The 17,143-nt window shown below is 55.2% G+C and carries 20 protein-coding genes; 2 read left to right on the top strand and 18 right to left on the bottom strand.

The window, feature by feature from the left end:
* Positions 1-6: 6 nt before the first annotated feature.
* The 7 genes from RAL88_RS08695 to RAL88_RS08725 form a co-directional block, all read right to left on the bottom strand.
* Positions 7-432, bottom strand: a complete 426-nt coding sequence (locus tag RAL88_RS08695) for a response regulator (protein WP_306268779.1) — start codon at positions 430-432, stop codon at positions 7-9.
* Positions 429-3,383 (bottom strand): CHASE domain-containing protein, encoded by a 2,955-nt coding sequence (locus RAL88_RS08700; RefSeq protein ID WP_306268781.1) that lies wholly within the window; start codon positions 3,381-3,383, stop codon positions 429-431. The genes RAL88_RS08695 and RAL88_RS08700 overlap by 4 nt, the downstream gene beginning before the upstream one ends.
* A 274-nt stretch (positions 3,384-3,657) precedes the next feature.
* Positions 3,658-4,050, bottom strand: coding sequence for a DoxX family protein (locus RAL88_RS08705; RefSeq protein WP_306268783.1), 393 nt, complete (start codon positions 4,048-4,050; stop codon positions 3,658-3,660).
* A gap of 1 nt (position 4,051) precedes the next feature.
* Positions 4,052-4,528, bottom strand: coding sequence for a peptide-methionine (R)-S-oxide reductase MsrB (gene msrB / locus RAL88_RS08710; protein WP_306268785.1), 477 nt, complete (start codon positions 4,526-4,528; stop codon positions 4,052-4,054).
* Positions 4,529-4,618: 90 nt separating this feature from the next.
* Positions 4,619-5,125: a fasciclin domain-containing protein gene (locus RAL88_RS08715; protein ID WP_371932171.1), complete on the bottom strand. Its 507-nt coding sequence runs from the start codon at positions 5,123-5,125 to the stop codon at positions 4,619-4,621.
* A 218-nt stretch (positions 5,126-5,343) separates the two neighbouring features.
* Positions 5,344-6,030: an anti-sigma factor domain-containing protein gene (locus RAL88_RS08720; protein ID WP_306268790.1), complete on the bottom strand. Its 687-nt coding sequence runs from the start codon at positions 6,028-6,030 to the stop codon at positions 5,344-5,346.
* Positions 6,027-6,572, bottom strand: a complete 546-nt coding sequence (locus RAL88_RS08725) for a sigma-70 family RNA polymerase sigma factor (RefSeq protein ID WP_306268791.1) — start codon at positions 6,570-6,572, stop codon at positions 6,027-6,029. Before RAL88_RS08725 ends, RAL88_RS08720 begins: the two co-directional genes overlap by 4 nt.
* A 242-nt stretch (positions 6,573-6,814) precedes the next feature.
* Between RAL88_RS08725 and RAL88_RS08730 the strand changes: the two genes are divergently transcribed.
* Together RAL88_RS08730 and RAL88_RS08735 are read left to right on the top strand one after the other, a co-directional pair.
* Entirely contained in the window at positions 6,815-7,228 is a 414-nt protein-coding gene (locus RAL88_RS08730) for a hypothetical protein (RefSeq protein WP_306268793.1), read from the top strand.
* A gap of 151 nt (positions 7,229-7,379) precedes the next feature.
* Positions 7,380-8,513 carry an iron-containing alcohol dehydrogenase gene (locus RAL88_RS08735; protein ID WP_306268795.1) on the top strand — a complete coding sequence of 378 codons (1,134 nt, stop codon included), beginning with the start codon at positions 7,380-7,382 and terminating at the stop codon, positions 8,511-8,513.
* A gap of 27 nt (positions 8,514-8,540) precedes the next feature.
* On the opposite strand, the gene dhaK is transcribed toward RAL88_RS08735, so the two are convergent.
* From dhaK to RAL88_RS08790, 11 genes are read right to left on the bottom strand one after another with little or no spacing between them, the layout of a single operon-like run.
* Positions 8,541-9,530 carry a dihydroxyacetone kinase subunit DhaK gene (dhaK, locus tag RAL88_RS08740; protein WP_306268797.1) on the bottom strand — a complete coding sequence of 330 codons (990 nt, stop codon included), beginning with the start codon at positions 9,528-9,530 and terminating at the stop codon, positions 8,541-8,543.
* Between the two features lie 33 nt (positions 9,531-9,563).
* Entirely contained in the window at positions 9,564-9,977 is a 414-nt protein-coding gene (locus RAL88_RS08745; RefSeq protein ID WP_306268799.1) for a hypothetical protein, read from the bottom strand.
* Between the two features lie 9 nt (positions 9,978-9,986).
* Entirely contained in the window at positions 9,987-11,591 is a 1,605-nt protein-coding gene (gene ptsP, locus RAL88_RS08750) for a phosphoenolpyruvate--protein phosphotransferase (protein ID WP_306268800.1), read from the bottom strand.
* Complete coding sequence (locus RAL88_RS08755) at positions 11,575-11,910, bottom strand: HPr family phosphocarrier protein (protein ID WP_306268801.1); 336 nt, start codon at positions 11,908-11,910, stop codon at positions 11,575-11,577. The genes ptsP and RAL88_RS08755 overlap by 17 nt, the downstream gene beginning before the upstream one ends.
* Positions 11,911-11,927: 17 nt before the next feature.
* Entirely contained in the window at positions 11,928-12,329 is a 402-nt protein-coding gene (gene dhaM, locus RAL88_RS08760; protein WP_306268802.1) for a dihydroxyacetone kinase phosphoryl donor subunit DhaM, read from the bottom strand.
* A complete protein-coding gene (dhaL, locus tag RAL88_RS08765) occupies positions 12,326-12,931 on the bottom strand; it encodes a dihydroxyacetone kinase subunit DhaL (protein ID WP_306268804.1) in 606 nt (201 codons plus the stop codon). The genes dhaM and dhaL overlap by 4 nt, the downstream gene beginning before the upstream one ends.
* Positions 12,931-13,947 (bottom strand): ABC transporter ATP-binding protein, encoded by a 1,017-nt coding sequence (locus RAL88_RS08770; protein WP_306268805.1) that lies wholly within the window; start codon positions 13,945-13,947, stop codon positions 12,931-12,933. Before RAL88_RS08770 ends, dhaL begins: the two co-directional genes overlap by 1 nt.
* On the bottom strand, positions 13,940-15,037 hold the full coding sequence (locus RAL88_RS08775) for an ABC transporter ATP-binding protein (RefSeq protein WP_306268807.1): 1,098 nt from the start codon (positions 15,035-15,037) through the stop codon (positions 13,940-13,942). The genes RAL88_RS08770 and RAL88_RS08775 overlap by 8 nt, the downstream gene beginning before the upstream one ends.
* Positions 15,030-15,239, bottom strand: a complete 210-nt coding sequence (locus RAL88_RS08780) for a hypothetical protein (RefSeq protein ID WP_306268809.1) — start codon at positions 15,237-15,239, stop codon at positions 15,030-15,032. The genes RAL88_RS08775 and RAL88_RS08780 overlap by 8 nt, the downstream gene beginning before the upstream one ends.
* Positions 15,236-16,186, bottom strand: a complete 951-nt coding sequence (locus RAL88_RS08785; protein ID WP_306268811.1) for a carbohydrate ABC transporter permease — start codon at positions 16,184-16,186, stop codon at positions 15,236-15,238. The genes RAL88_RS08780 and RAL88_RS08785 overlap by 4 nt, the downstream gene beginning before the upstream one ends.
* On the bottom strand, positions 16,183-17,082 hold the full coding sequence (locus RAL88_RS08790) for a carbohydrate ABC transporter permease (RefSeq protein ID WP_371932172.1): 900 nt from the start codon (positions 17,080-17,082) through the stop codon (positions 16,183-16,185). Before RAL88_RS08790 ends, RAL88_RS08785 begins: the two co-directional genes overlap by 4 nt.
* Positions 17,083-17,143: the final 61 nt, after the last annotated feature.

Genomic DNA, 17,143 nt, shown 5'->3' on the forward strand with positions numbered 1-17,143 from the left:
TGTAGTTTAGCTGGTCGTAATGCCATCAGCCGACGGTTCTCCGGCTGACACCGCTTTGTGCCACATCTGGCGCACAGTGTCTGACAGTTTCATCGGATCAAACGGCTTGGCGATCATCCCGGCAGCACCCAGACTGACATATTCTGCCCGTTCATGAGTCTGGGTTCTGGCACTCATGAATATAATCGGAAGATCGAGAATTTTCATCTCCTCGCGGATCTGACGGAGTGTTTCCCGTCCATCCATCTGCGGCATCATGACATCCATCAGAATGAGCTGCGGCCGGTGTTTCTGCAATACGGTCAGCGCCTCAAATCCTGATGCGCAATGCACCACACTAAATCCACCCAGATCTTCAAGGGTAAGCGTGGCGATTTCGGCGATGCTGCTGTCGTCCTCGACAAGCATGATATCTTTTAAAACTGCGCTCATGCGACATTCCTGATCTGACTGGTTTCGACACGCTTGAAAATCAAAGAAAACACCGTCCCCACGCCCTCTTTGCTTCTGAACTCAATTTCACCACCACAGGCTTCTACAATCGCCTTGGTAATGCTGAGCCCAAGACCGGAGCCACCGGCGGTCCGGGTGGAAGAGCCATCCGCCTGGGAAAATTTCTCGTATATTTTAGCGCGGAAAGCTTTCGGAATGCCGACGCCGCGATCTTGAACTGAAATCCGGACGCTGTCATCGCCTTGCTGTGCCACGGATATTGTAACGCGCCCGCCTTCCGGGGAAAATTTGGCGGCGTTGGACAACAGATTGGTCAAAGCCTGATTGAAGCGGTTCGGATCAAGCGTGCAATAGATGGGAATGTCGGACACTTCGGTCTCAAATAAAACGTTGTGACGGTCAGCGTAGCTCATATTCTGTTCGACAATCGCCAGAACAATCGCGTTCATTTCAGTCCGTTCCAGATGAAACGAGGTTTTCCCGGCGGCAATTTTTTCCATATCGAGAAAATCATTCACCAAGTGAGTGAGCCTTTCGCAATTCTCATAGGACAGTGACAGCAGACGTTTGGCCTTTTCGTCCAAATCATTCCCGATCTTGGCGCGCAACAGACCAAGGGCTCCCTGGATCGAGGTCAGGGGGGTGCGCAATTCATGGTTTACCGTGGCAATGAATTCGTCTTTCATTTTGTCTATACGTTTTCGCTCGGTAATGTTCTCGGTGAACATGATTAACCCACCTCTCACTCCATTGCCTTTGCTCCATGGATGCAACTCATAACGCAGCCATTCCTCGCTGCCATCCTCACGGAGGATTTTCTCTTCATTCGATTTGATGATTTCGCCATCAATGGCCCGTTTGTGAAGCGTTTTCCAGTGTGGCTGTTGTTCAACAATCTCGGGGAAGACCTCGTAATGGCTTTGGCCGGTAACATTGCGGCCCTGCAGCCCGTAATCCGCATACCATCTGTCGCTGGCCGCAATATAACGAACCCTATCATCAAACATGGCGACGGCAGCCGGTGTATGTCGCACAAAAGTCGACAACAGGTTTTCTTTCTCCTGCACCAGAATGGTTTTCTGTTTGGAGCGCTGCGTCGCAAAAATAAGTTGCGCTATCAAAAATGCCAAAAAGATGCTTGTCGCCAGGGTGATTTGTGGAAAATAGGAGGCTGACGCAGCTATAAGTCCCTCTGACGGAAAAATCGTCAGCTTCCATTGCTTGTCATAAAGGGGAATGGTTTCCTGATAGATCGCAGCTTCTTCGCCCGGCAGTTTGTAATTCGCCGAACGGTAGAATTCCTCGCCCTGTGATGACAGGCTGACAACGAATTCGCGGCTTTCGGCATATTGCAATGCAATTGCCATAAGCTCATCGATGTCGAAAATACCAACGATAAATCCGTCAAATGCATCACCACTCCTCAAGGGGGAATAGGTGATGAACCCCTTATACCCTTGAACCAGGTCCAATGGTTGCGTTATCGTGATGCTGTCGCTTTCCGCCGCACCGATCAGAGCACGGTCACGTTCATCATCAAACCTGACATTGAGACCCAAGGCGCGCTCATTACCTGCCAGCGGCTCCACCCTGCGAACATGATAGGATGCATCCACCCATTCCACGGCTTTCAGACCCGGCTGCTCTCGCAGATAACGTTTGGCATCCGCGCGCCATTCATCATCCGGCATCCCGCCCTGTTCTTTCCATTGGCTGGTCATCCGCTCCAGCGAGCGGACGCGGTTCTCCACATTGCGCACAATTTCATTTCGAAAGTTCCTGGCGCCCTTGACGGTCGCATCAATCAGGACATTCCTGTCTTTTTTGTCAAATTCCTCAGAGAGAAACGCACCGACAGAAATGGTCAGGATAAAGGCCGCCGCTGGCAATATGAGGCCGCGACGGGTCGTCAGTTCCCGGCTGCCGCGAATCGTCATGATGATCAGAAAGACCGCAGTTGCACCTGTAAACAACGCGCCAATTGCCAGGATCAGAAACGGCTCATTGCTCAATTCCTGCACTTCAAATTTCGAGGTGCTGGACCACACCAGAAGCCAGGTCTGCTCCATGATCTGAATTTTCTTGCTTATCTGATGCTCTGCCGTGCCCCCGGGTTCTTCATCGGCATTGCTGTCAAATATCAGCGCATCCTGACTTTCCACCTCGCCATCATAGACCTGCAGATGCAGCGTTTCACCCTGGCTGTCTGTCAGATTATTGAGAAAGTTCTTGGCAATAAAAGGTGCATAGACCCAACCGCGAAATGCCTCACGCCTCTGTTCCAGGGTGACCAGAGACATGTCACGATTATAGCTCGGCAACAATAACAGGAATCCCGGTGTCTTTTCTGCATCCTGTACCAGCAGGATCCGTTTTGTAATGACAGCGCGCCCGGAATCGCGGGCCGCCACCGCAGCCTTCCGGCGATTTTCTTCAAACGCAATATTGAGAGCTACGGCCTCTTCGTTGAGACCGTGCGGCTCGATTAACCGGATTATGAAATACTCATCTGCTTCAACTTTAGGATGTACCTGAAAAGGCAACCCCCGATCATCTTCCGCTGAAACGACATAGTCATCCAACTTTTCCTGACTGACCTGATCAATCAGACCAATTCCATTAATCCCCGGATAACTTTGCGTGATGTTGATCGCGTCGACATAAGCACTCCAGTTCTTGTTCGTAACCTCTCTGGACCCATTCAGAAAACCTTTCGCGCCGAGCAGCGCTTGCTGATAGGAATCGATGCGGTGCAGCAGCGCACTCTCACTGGCCAGAGTGAGGCTGGAAAATTTTGCATGGGCTGATGTCTGAATGTTATCGTCTGTAATCTGCCAGGCATAGTAGGTTAAGGCCGCAGGGATCACCAAAAGCACAAGCAGCCACCAGATGCCGGCTTTTTCGATAGTATTCAGAAAATTCTTAAACATAGGACTCCAAAATCCAACGCTGCCGATACGGCAAACCGCTTGCAATATTCACTGCAATACACTCTAGCCGAGAAGTCTGGAGCAATCGTTACCAGAGGAAACTCAGCAGAATACCTCCTGTATCGCGGGATTCTTTAGCGCGGAAACCGGGCCCACACAGCCTCGGACCACCAAGCCGGCGGCGCGAACAGCTGCACCAAAAATGCATCCTGCACGTGCAGTACGGTCTGGTTAAAGGAAGTTCAGGCGGTTCATATGTTGTTTGGATACCGGGTCATTTTACCAAGCTCGCGCGTTCGGCGGCGGACAGAGCAAGAAGGCCTCCAGCAATGGCCCAGTTTTTCACGAATATCGACATCTGCCATCCGTCGGATGGTATGAGGTGGAAAAAACTTGTGACGATACAATAGATCGCCAGTGATCGGGCAACCGGAATGACATAAGTTCCCGATGCCAGCAGAATCGCGGCCGCCAGATTATAGATCGCGGCGGGCCAGACCAGAAAGCCTGGTAAAGCAAACCCCTCGAGCAGTGCAGTGACCGTCGAAGGATCAAAGACTTTCTGCACGGCACCTGCGAAAAACAGTCCGGCCAGCAACCAGCGGCCAACCAGCACCTCAATCCGACCCGGGCCGCTGGTGCTGCAGCCGGGATCGGGACGGCTCATCTCAGGCCTCGGTTTTCGGTTTGAAGGTCAGGCTGACCCCATTCAGACAATGACGTTTTCCGGTCGGCTTTGGCCCATCGTTGAAAATGTGGCCCAGATGACTTCCGCATCTGCGGCAGTGCACTTCGGTGCGGGTGGTGAATAATGTATTGTCCGGTCTGGTACCGACAGCATTTGGCAGCGATTCATAGTAGCTCGGCCAGCCGGTTCCGCTGTCATATTTGGTTTTCGCATCATAGAGTGACAGATCGCACCCTTTGCATTGATAGATGCCTGCACGTTTTTCCAGATTCAACGGGCTTGAATTCGGCTTTTCGGTGCCGTCTTCCCGCATCACCAGATATTCGGTTTGCGTCAGCATGGCCTGCCATTCAGCTTTGGTCCGGGTAATTTCAAACGAACCTTCTGCTGCAAAGCCCGTTGCCGGGATTAACGACAAAGCGGCGCTCATTTTCAGGAAATCTCTGCGTTTCATCATAGTATCCTTCGGCGCGGTTGGTTTCGGGTTGGAACCATCCCGGCTACTCTAACCGGGATGGTTCACTGCTTCACAACTAAAAGGGCGAATTTATTTGGGAAGCAGAACTTTATCGATCACGTGAATCACGCCATTTGACTGGTTAACATCAGCAATCGTGATCTCGGCGGCATTGCCGCTTTCGTCAAAAATATAGACCTTGCCTCCGCGCACTTTAGCCGACAGCGCATCTCCGGAAACAGCTTCGAAATTGAAAGAGCCGTCCTTGGACGCTTTTGCCTTCTTCATGATCTCGGCAGCTGACCAGTTACCGGAAACGACATGTGCCGTCAGGATTTTGGTCAGGGTTGCCTTGTTTTCAGGTTTCAGAAGTGTGTCAACCGTGCCTGCGGGAAGCGCCTCAAAGGCAGCGTTCACAGGAGCAAAAACAGTGAAGGGGCCATCACTTTGCAGCGTATCAACCAGCCCGGCAGCTTTCACGGCAGCAACCAATGTGGTGTGGTCAGCTGAATTGACTGCATTTTCAACAATGTTTTTGGTTTCGAACATTGCTGCGCCACCAACTTCCGGGTTGGCTGCAAAAACCGCTGTTGTCATAAGGGCAGCAGCAGCTGCAATTGAAAGCTTGGACAGAATTTTCATGGGACGTCTCCTGGGTTGGACCAAAATCAGCTTTGGTACTGCAAGAACCCACGAAACGGCGGAGAAGAAGTTTCAACTTTCTCAAAAAAAATCAGATCAAACCGGTATGTGACAAATTCGGGCAGCCAGCGAACCAGAGTAGCAGCCCGGTTCCAGCGGCCTGAGAAAACAATCTAGATCCGCGAAATTTCGCCAACCGCAAGAACGTCGCCGGTCGGCAGTCCTGTCGGCGATCCGCCGGGAGGCTCGTCGCTGACAGCAAGTGTCAAACCATCAAGAGCGGTCACAAGACCTGCCGGCAACACCAGCCGTGCGGTCGCAGTTTCTGGCAGAACACCGATCGAAACCGGGTTTTCGCCTGCCGCAATGCCCCACAATTCAAGCGTCCTGCCACTGGCCGCGCCACCATCCGTGCGCGTCACCTGAATTTCATTGGTGACGTCATTATAGACGGCAAGGATACGCAGACTGTCGTTTTCGCCAGCCAGTTCGGTCACGTATAGGGTTCCGGTTTGCGGCTCCGGCAGGCTTACCAGCAGGAATGCCAGGAACCCGGCGACCGCCACGGAGGCGAAACTGACTCCCTGCCATAATCCGGCACGTTGCCATAACGATTGTTTGCGTTCCTTGCCGAACAGACGCGCTTCCAGAGCCGGCTTGATGGCGCGCGATGGTGCCACCGGCTCCACTGTTTCAGCGAGGCCGGCCATATCTTCCTGCCAGTCCGCCACCTGCTGCGCAAAAACCGGATCGCTCAGCACCCGCGCACGCGCGGCGCGCAGCTCTTCGCCTTCCAGAAGACGGAGCGCGTATTCGGCGGCCTGCATGGCATTTTCATCTTTTTCGGTCGGATCACTCATCTGTCCATGCACTCCCTCAGGGAAAGCAGGCCGCGGCGCAACCAGGTGCGCATCGTATTCAGCGGCACTTCAAAGCGGGCGGACAGTTCAGCATAGCTGTCGCCATCAAGATAGGCACCCTTTATAGCTGCGCTGCGCTCTTCGTCCAGTTCCTTCAGGCAATTGGTAACGCGCTGCATCTCGGAAGTATGCACTGCAGAGGTTTCAGGCGATGGCAGCGAAGACGCAAGGCTGTCGGTATAATCATTCAGATCTGAAGTCGGCTTTTGTGCCCGCAGCCGGTCAATCGCAGTATTGCGCGCAATCGTGATCAGCCATGTCATCGGACTGAGCCCATTGCTGGCATACCGATCGGCATTCTTCCAAACCTTGATATATGTGTCCTGCATGGCTTCCTCTGCGACAGCCCTTTCATGCAACACACGAAGGCAGACCCCAAGAAGTTTCGCCGAAGTGAAATCATATAGCTCAGAAAACGCCGCGCGGTCCCCCAGCGATATCTGAGCAATCAGATTTTCAATGTCGTTGATTGTCCGGGACACGCATTTCCCTCCAGAAAGCAGCACTTATTTCGCATCTATGACGGAGGATATAAAGCGCAGAGTGTAAATGTCGCGAAATTGATGCAGATTTTCTATTTTCATGATCCAGCGACGCCGGCAGAAATGAATTGGATCAGCATCCGGCATTAAAAAAATCACATTTTCTGAAACTCTTTGTCTGCCCTCACGTGACTGGGGTATCGGCAGGTAGACGCCTGTCTGTATCCAACACGGAGAGAGTCATGAAAAAAGTCCTTACTGCAGCAGTTCTGAGCATGATGGCAACCACCGCATTTGCTGCCAGCCATTCAATGGCGCCTATGGTTGAAGCGCAAGCGCAGGCTGTCGAGAACGGCGTTGTCAGCGCGGCCAAAGTTATCGCCGGTGAGAATGGCTGGCTGGTTGTGCACCGCACTACTGCCGACATGAAGCCAGGTGCCGTAGTCGGCCACGCGCCATTGCGCATGGGTGAAAACATTGATGTCGCGGCCATTCTGACAGAAGATGTCAAATCCGGCGATATGCTGATGCTGATGGTGCATTCTGAAGCTGGCGGCATGGAAATGGGCGGCTTTGAATATACCCTCGGTGCCAAGGAAGACGGTCCGGTCAAAATCGACGGCAAGCTGGTGATGTCGGTGATCACAGTCGAGTAATCAAACACGACAACAATAAGAAAATGATTTGTCAGACTGGCCGCTCCGAATTTGGGGCGGCTTTTTTTTGATGATGGCCGGATCATTGTCAGTCCAGGGCGCAAGGCTTTATAAGGAGACAGCACACCCCTCTTAAACCGGAACATTTTCCATGAGCCTCATCACTTATCTGACACGCATCCATTTTGGAGCTGGTCTGCTGGACGAGGCCCTGCGCATGGAATGCGGCCGTCTTGCAATAACCCGCGCCCTGATCGTCACCGACAAGGGCCTGATGGCGACAGGACTGCCTGAACGAGTTGCAAATCTGCTGGCGCCTGACGTGGCCTCTGTCATATTTGACGAAACGCCACAGAACCCGACAGAAGCCGCCACACAGGCCGGACTTCAACTCTACAGGGACGAAAAATGTGATGCGCTGCTGGCTCTGGGCGGCGGCTCCGCCATTGATCTGGCGAAAGCCATTGCCCTGACATCCAGCCATGACGGGCCGCTTTCACAATATGCGGTCATTCACGGCGGCATTGCAAAAATCATGAACCGGCTCCCGCCCCTGATCGCCATACCCACCACCGCTGGCACCGGCTCGGAGGTTGGGCGCGGCGCGATCATCGTGCTGAACGATCATCGCAAGCTGGGTTTCATCAGCCCGCACCTGATTCCGGATGCTGCCATCTGCGACCCGGAACTGACCCTGACACTGCCGCCGCATCTGACCGCTGCCACCGGCATGGATGCGCTGACCCATTGTGTCGAGACCTATATTGCGGCTGTCTTCAACCCGCCGGCGGACGGCATCGCAATTGATGGCCTTAAACGGGCGGCCGCCAATATCAGGCAAGCGGCAACTGACGGCTCGCAGATAGAGCCGCGAACCCAGATGATGGCTGCTGCCATGAACGGTGCGCTGGCATTTCAAAAAGGTCTTGGCGCGGTCCATGCCATGAGCCATGCACTGGGCGGACTGCCGGGCCGCACGCTGCATCATGGCATGCTCAATGCAGTGCTTCTGCCGCATGTCCTGAGGTTCAATGAGCCGGAAGTCGGACACCGCTATGCCGAGTTGAAACAGGCCATGAGTTTGCCAGCTTCAGCTGATCTTGCAGACGCCATTTCACAACTCACTGCCGATCTCGGTCTGCCGACAACGCTGTCGCAAATGAATGTTACCCGAACCGATCTGGATACCGCAGCGCCGCTCGCCGAGCAGGATCACACCAACGCCACCAATCCGCGCAAAGCCAGCACCGCCGACTATGCAATGCTGCTTTCCGAGGCGTTTTAGAGCACGTTTGCCAATTGCAGAAACCATCTACATGCCCCAACGCAGGCCTGGCGTGTGCACCGGTGCATCCCAATAGGACAGGGTCTTGTCGTCCAGACCGACCAGCGTGATCGAGCACCCTGCCATATCCAGCGATGTGACATAGGAGCCCACCAGAGAGCGCGCGATTGTAATGCCGTGCTGTTCGAAAATCCGCCGTGCCGAATTGTACATCAGATAGAGTTCCATCGACGGTGTCCCGCCAAAGCCGTTGACAAACAGCAGCGACGGCTTGCCGGATGCCGCACCCATATCTTCAATGATGGCACCGCAGATTTCCTCTGCAATATCGTCAGCCGGACGCATTTTGTCACGGCGGCGGCCCGGCTCGCCGTGAATGCCGACGCCAAATTCCATGTCCTGCTCGCCGATATCAAATGTCGGCTTTCCCGCAGCCGGCACTGTGCAACTCGTCAACGCCACACCGAAAGATCTGGCATTGCCGTTCACCTCATCGCCCAGGGCCTTCAATGCGGCAAGGTCAAGCCCCTGCTCGGCGGCAGCGCCCAGCACTTTTTCCACCACCAGCGTCCCGGCAACGCCGCGCCGGCCGGTGGTGTAAGTGCTGTCTTTAACGGCAATATCATCATTGGTAATGACTTGCAGCACGTCGCCCTCTGCCATCTCCGCGCCCATGTCGAAATTCATCACATCGCCTTCGTAATTCTTGACGATGAACAGCGCGCCAGCACCGCTATCAACGGCCGCTACCGCCTCCATCATCTGGTCGGGCGTCGGCGAGGTGAAGACCTGTCCCGGGCAGGCAGCATCGAGCATGCCAAAACCGACAAAACCGCCATGCAGCGGTTCATGACCGGACCCGCCTCCTGAAATCAGGGCAACCTTGCCCGGTTTCAGCTCATTTCTGCGGATGAATTTCCCCGATGGATCAAGCGTCACAAGGTCGCTATGAGCCGAAGCAAACCCGGCCAGGCTTTCGCTCAAAATCGTATCAACACTGTTCAGAAATTTCTTCATGATGTCCTCCCGCAAGCCATTCCGGCCATGGTTTCATTTCTTGTGATCGCTGTGCAGAACGCCCAGCTTGTGGGCAAATTCCGCCAGCGCCTCATCAAACAAACGGTTTTTCCGGTCGCTGCCCAGATCGTGCACCATCAGTGCCAGATGCCGCATCCGCACCCCGCCGCCAAGTTTGGTGCTGCGCTCGGGATGCGCCACCTGATAGGCTTCCAAAAAGCCATTGCGCTCGTCAGAGCTGAAATGACACACCGCGAAAATCGTCGGCAAATGCCGCGCCGGGACGGGCGTGCCGTAGGCGGTGCTGGTGATCTGCGTGACAAAACTGCGATTCTTGCCAAGCGCATCTGCCAGCCTTTGCCGTGTGCCGGACGGGCGCTTGTCGATGAGCTGTGACAGCTTTTCCTTGTAAACCCGGATGGCATCATCATTCTGCTCGCGGCTCATGGCGTTTTCCTAGGGCATTTTGCGCAAGTCAATTTGCGCAATCTCGGATTTCACTAGGCCGATGCGCGAGGCCGCTACGGAGAGGCTGGTGAGACCCGTTGCCAGAAGCTTTTCAATCACCGATGTGTCACTGCCCGCATCGCCGCACAGGCTCACATCCACACCCTGCCTGGCACCGTATTCTGCCACTTTGCCGATCAGCGCCAGCACCGCGGGATCATCCGCCTTCGCCAGATAAGCCAACTGACCGTTATCGCGTGCGGCAGCCAGAACATATTGCGTCAGATCGTTGGAGCCGATGGAAAAGAACGCCGCCCGGCAGAACCGGTCCGGCAGGATCGCCACCGAAGGCACTTCAACCATGATGCCGATTTCGGGCATCCGGTGAACAATACCGACACCGGCCAGAGATGCAGCTTCAGCTTCAAACAGTAGGATAGCCTCGTCCAACTCCTGTGGCACCGACACCATCGGCAACATCACCTTCAACTGTCCATGGACTGCAGCCCGCAGCAGGGCACGAATCTGAACACGGAAAATTTCAGGATTCTTCAGCGCAAGGCGAATACCGCGCACGCCCAGAAAAGGATTGGTTTCGGTCTCTGTAAAACCGTCAACCGGCTTGTCGCCTCCTGCATCAACGGTGCGGATAGTCACGGGTTTCCCCGCTGACCAGTCGAGCACTTTCTTATAGGCGAGATATTGCACTTCTTCGCCCGGCAAGCCGGTCGCAAGGGCGAACAGAAATTCGGTGCGCATCAGCCCGACCCCGTCGACATGGGTGACAGGGATGGTTTCGACTTCCGCCGGATCGGCGATATTGACCAGGATCCGGATTGCGGTTCCATCTGCGGTTCTGGCCGGTTTATCGGCAAATTTCTCGGCGTTTTTCCGCGTCTCGGAAAATTGCTGCCGGGCCAGTTTGAATTGGGAAATGAGGTCTTCGCTCGGCGCCAGAATCAACGACTGCCGGTCACCGTCGAGCAGCGCCGATGCCGCCTCCGGACTTTCAAATGCACCAAGACCGACAATTGCGGGAATGCCGCGCTGCCGCGCCAGCATGGCCACATGGCCGGTCACGCTGCCATCCCTCAAGGCAATGCCGCCACCGGTCCAGTCATGAGACAGAAACAGGCTCGGCGCGATATCGTCAGCCAGATAGATCGCACCTTGCGGAATGGTTTGCATATCTGTGCCGGTCAGTGCAGCCAGAACCCGGTCGCGCAGATCCTGTAAATCCACGGCTCGGGCACGAAAATAATCATCATCTGAGGATTCATATCCGGCGATTTCCGCATCCAGCACTTCACGCCAGGCGACATCGGCATTCAGCCCCGCCTCAATCAGGTCACAGGCCGAGCTGGAAAACGTGTCATCTTCCAGCATGGCAAGCTGAAACTCGAGAATATCGACGGCATCGCCCTCTGCAGCCGCTATCAACTCCGTTGTCCGGGCGCTGGCTTGCGTAATCGCGTCAATCAGCGCCTGCTGGTCAGCCTCACAAGTGTCTTTCGGCTGATAGCTCAGCTTTGCTTCATTGCGCGCCATCCACAACGGACCAGCGGCAAAACCCTCACTGGCAGTCTGGCCCTTGAATTCAAGCGGAGTCGGCATCAGCAACATCCTTGTCTGCCCTGGTTTTACCGACGGATTCACCCTCGGATTCGCCGAAATTCTGCTCGACCAGATCGTGCAATGCCGCCACAGCCTGCTGCGCATCATCACCTTCGGCGCGAATATGCAGCCTGGTCCCCTCCGGCGCTTTCATGCCCATCACTTTCACAATGCTCTTGGCATCGATCCATGAGGCCGTATCATCCGCCGACACTTCAACCATGCTTTTGAAAGTCTTTGCCAGCTTGGTGAATTTTACTGACGGGCGTGCATGCAGCCCAACTGCATGGGTGATGACGATATCTGTCTGCGCAACCATTTATCCATCTCCCTCGCTTAAAGCGGTGAGAGCTCCTGTGCCGTTGCAACAACTTCTGCCAGGGACGCGCCGCCAGAGGCTTCCGTCGCCGCCATGATGGCGCCTTCGACAATTGGCGCATCGCAGATGATGACGCTGTTGTTTTTCGGTGCGCCGAGAAACTCGATGGCCATTTCCGAATTTGTTTCCGCCCCGCCAAGATCCACCAGAACTGCGACACCGGCGGGCGACCAGACTTTGTTGATCGCCTCGGAAATCGCTTCGACGCTGGTGCCAAGTCCGCCATCAGGATCGCCCCCGCACCATGCCAGCGGAACTTCGCTGCCGACCATCTGGCGCACCATCTGGGCAGTACCTTCGGCCACTAATGGAGAATGCGATACAATCACGATCCCGACATTCCGGGCCGCCTCACTCATGTCCGCTGCTCCAGCCATTGGGCAACAGCGCCGACCAGCAACGCCGTCGATTTTGATCCCGGATCGACATGACCGACGGAGCGCTCACCCAGGAAAGAAGCTCGCCCGCGTTGCGCCGCCAGCGGTTTGGTCGCCTCAACGGCTGCATCTGCCACTTCGGTAATTTCCGCGCCGCTTTTTTCCTCAGCCAGAGCCTTTGAAACCGGGTAAAGCACATCCAGCATGGTTTTCTGCCCGGCCTTGGATTTGCCTCTGGCGGCCACTGATTCGGTCGCCTTGGTGAAGGCTTCAGCAAAACCGGCCTGATCCATATCCTGGTCGATCTGCTTGCCGAGCGTCATCAGGAAAGTCCCAAACAGCGGCCCTGAAGCGCCGCCAACCGTCATCACAAGTTTCATCCCCGCTGCGGTGACCGCCTCAGGAAATGGCTTTTGCGAAATCGCCTGCGCATCGGCACGCATCGCCGCAAAGCCGCGTTTCATATTATATCCGTGATCGCCGTCACCAATGGCGCTGTCCAGTTCGCTCAGCTCGTCAGCATGGGATTCAATGACGTCTGCGCAGACGCCGATCAGGGCAGCTATGTCGTCTTTTTCAAGCATCAAGTAAAAATCCTTTCGCCATGTGCATCAAAGAACAGCGGGTTCTTCAAACTCAGTTCAACGTCCGCACCCGGATTGAACGGGGCCGCAGGGTCGGCCAGCGACACCAGCTTGCGGTCACCGCATAACAAATGCAGATGGTTCTGATCGCCCAGATGCTCCACCCAGTCAATTTTTGCATTGGCCTTGCCGTTGGCCGCCAGTTGGATATCCAGATGTTCCGTCCGCGCGCCGACAATGGTGGTACCGCCCGGTGCCGGTGTGCCCGGCAGCAGATCCGGCGGCAGAAGATTGATATGGGGCTGGCCGAGGCGCGCCGCCACATGCAGATTGGACGGATTTTCATAAATCTCGCGCGGTGTGCCGATCTGCACCAGAGCACCATCAGCGAGAATGCCGATGCGGTCCGCCATGGTCATCGCTTCAATCTGATCATGGGTGACATACAGCATCGTCGCGCCGATATCGGTCTGAATACGTTTCAACTCCAGCCGCAATTCAGCGCGCAGCTTGGCATCCAGTGATGACAGCGGTTCATCCATCAGAAAAATCGATGGATCGCGCACCAGTGCCCGTCCGATGGCGACACGCTGCATCTCGCCGCCTGATAAATTTGTCGAGCGGTTTTCCAGCTTGTGATCGATCCGCACCATTTTTGCAATCTCACGCACCCGCATTTCAACATCCGCATTGGCCAGCCGCCGTGCCGGCGAGCGCAGCGGAAATGCCAGATTTTCAAACACCGACAGATGCGGATACAGCGAATATTGCTGGAACACAAAAGCTGTATCACGCACCGCAGGCGCTTCGTCGCGCACGCTGATACCGTTGATCAGAACATCGCCCGCTTCGGCTTTTTCCAACCCGGCAATCACCCGCAATGTGGTGGTCTTGCCGGCACCGGTGGGTCCCAGCAGCACGACAAATTCACCGTTGGCTACGGTCAGGCTGAGATCCTTTATCGCCGTCGCATGGCCGAAGGATTTGCTGACATTTTGAAGTGTAACCTCAGCCATGATTGCTCCCCCCATGCAAGGCAGTGCGGATCGCGCGTCCCGAATCCTGTTCAAACAGCGACAGTTTCGGGCCTTCGAATGTCAGTCCTACAGTTTCCCCGATCCTCACTAGGTGATCCGAGGAAACCCGCGCCTTGATGATATCATCACCCAGTTCGACAGCTACAATCTGGGTTGTCCCGAGATATTCAGCGCCATAAACCGAGCCGCGCAACGGTGCTGCATCATCAAACCGGATGTGTTCGGGGCGAATTCCCAGCGACAATGAAGTGGGTGCCATGTCTTCGTGCAATTGCGGCACATCAATTGCAGAACCGTTCACCAGCACCGTGCCGGAGCCCTTTTCCAGTCCACCCTCAAACGGAATGAAATTCATCGGCGGCGAACCGAGAAAATTGGCGACAAACATCGTCGCTGGCCGGTTATATACCTCTGATGGCGTGCCGAACTGCTCGATCTTTCCCTGATTCATCACCGCAATCTTGTCGGCCATCGCCATCGCTTCCAGCTGATCATGGGTGACATAGACCGTGGTGGCGTGAATTCGGTTATGCAGTTCTCGCAATTCGCGCACCATCACATCGCGGAATTCCGCGTCCAGCGTGCCCAGCGGTTCATCCATCAGGAAACACTTTGGTCGACGCACAATGGCCCGGCCCAGCGCAACCCGCTGGCGGTCGCCACCAGCCAGGCCGGAGACCGATTTGTTGAGTATATGATCGATCTGCAGCAGCCGGGCGGTTTCCTCGACGCGCTGTTTGATTTCCGCTTTGGCAACCCCCTGGGCGAGCAACGGAAAACCGATATTCTTGCGTACATTGAAATGCGGATATAGCGCGAACAGCTGAAACACAAAGGCGATATCACGATCCCGCGCCCGGTTGAAGGTAACATCTTCACCATCCAGAAGAATGCGCCCTTGTGTCGGCAGTTCAAGCCCGGCGATCATCCGCAAAGTTGTCGTTTTACCGCAGCCGGAAGGGCCGAGCAGCGCCAGAAATTCGCCATCCTCAACCACAAAGCCGGAATCTTCCACAGCGACAAAATCACCAAAGGTCTTGCGCAGATTTTCAACCCGGATTTCAGCCATCATTTGCCTCCGGAAATTTGGAGACAATGATGAACATCACAGTTCCCGCCAGAAGCGTTATGAAGGAATAGGTGTACAGCACCTTCAGATAGGGCTGAAACATCATGATGAAGCCCAGCGCGATCAGCACAGTGGCAAGAGTTTCCATCGGCCCGCGCGTCAGCCAGCGCGGCCAGGCGGTTTTGTTGTCCTGCGCACTCATTTGCGAACCGCTCCGAATGTAATGCCGCGCAGCAATTGCTTGCGCAGCAGAATTGTGAACACCAGGATCGGCACCAGAAAGATGGTGGTGCCGGCAGCAACAGCCGGCCAGTCCTGGCCACCCTCGCCAATGATGGTGGGAATGAAGGGCGGCGCCGTCTGGGCAGTGCCGGAGGTCAGCAATACGGCAAAGGCATACTCGTTCCAGGCAAAGATCAGGCAGAAAATCGCTGTGGCCGCGATGCCGGTGGTGGCCTGTGGCAGAACCACTTTGAAGAAGGCCTGCATTCTGGAATAGCCGTCGATCATCGCGGCTTCTTCATATTCGCGCGGTATTTCGTCCATGAACCCCTTCAGCAGCCATACCGCCAGTGACACATTTACCGCCGTATATAGCAGGATCATGCCGAGCGCCGTGTCCGACAAGCCCAGTTCGCGATACATCAGATAAATCGGAATCGCCACGGCAATCGGCGGCATCATTCGCGTCGAGAGTATGAAAAACAGCAGATCATCCGCCAATGGCACCTTGAAGCGCGAAAAGCCATAGGCGGCCAGAGTGCCGAGCGACACGGCGAGAAATGTCGATCCGAAGGCGATGACCAGCGAGTTCTGGAACCGTGGCCAGTAATTGCTGTCACCGACGATCACCATCTGGCGTTTGCGGACAACTTCGTCGCAAATGCCGCTGGGTGGCCCCTGTTCGGCGATATATTCCCTTGTCTGGCGCGACCGGGTGGTGAAGAGATTGCAATAGCCTTCCAGAGACGGCTCGAACAGGATTTTCGGCGGATAGGAAATTGAATCCGGCGGAGACTTGATGCTGGTCAGGAAAATCCAGACCAGAGGGATCATCGTCACTACCGCGTAAATCACGACCAGCGTTCCGGCCACGGTTTTTGACGTCCGGCTCGGCTCGACAACGGAATATGCAGAACTGGAGCTCATCGTTGTTTCACCTTGTTCAGGGCCTTGACGTAGATATTGGCCAGGCCGAAGACAGCGACAAACAGCACGATCGCGAAGGCCGATGATCGGCCGGTACGCCAGCTTTCAAAGGCTTCGCGTTTCAGCGTGATCGATGCCACTTCCGTTGTCGAACCCGGTCCACCTCCGGTCAGCAGCACCACCATGTCGAACATCTTGAAGTTCTCGATGCCGCGGAACAGAACTGCCAGCATGATAAATGGTAGCGCCATAGGCACGGTAATGGACCAGAACTGGCGCCATGCCGACGCCCGGTCAACCTCTGCCGCCTCATATATGTAATCGGGAATTGAACGCAGACCGGCAAGACAGATCAGCATCACATAAGGCGTCCACATCCAGGTATCGACGATGACAATCGCCCAGGGGGCCAGCGTCACCGAGCCGAGCATTTCAAACGAGGACGGTTCAATTCCGGTAAAGAACGACACGATATAATTGAACAGGCCGATTTGCGGCTGGTACAGGAACCGCCAGAAATTGCCGACAACCGCTGGCGACAGCATCATCGGGATCAAAATGACGGTGGTCCAGAAAGCATGGCCACGAAATTTGCGGTCGATCAGATAGGCCAGCGCGAAACCGATGACGGTTTGCAGCACAATCGTCCAGAGTACGAAATTGGCAGTCGCCTGCATTGCCAGCCAGGTATCGCCATCGCTCAGCACGCGTTCATAATTGCGCAGTCCGACACTTTCAACTTCGGCATTCGGCCGGTTCGCGCGGAAATTCGTAAATGACAGATAGACCGCCCACATCAGCGGAAAGATATTGATTGCCAGCAACAGGATGATGGTTGGCGAAATAAACAGCCAGGCAATCGTCCGGTCGGAGAAGCCGCGCATTTTGGTGGCCATTCCTGGCGGTGTGGCATAGGCAGCCTTGCTCGCGGCCCTGTCCAGTATGGTCGAGGACTTG

Origin of the sequence: Pararhizobium sp. IMCC3301, assembly GCF_030758315.1 — a bacterium.
Lineage (GTDB): Bacteria > Pseudomonadota > Alphaproteobacteria > Rhizobiales.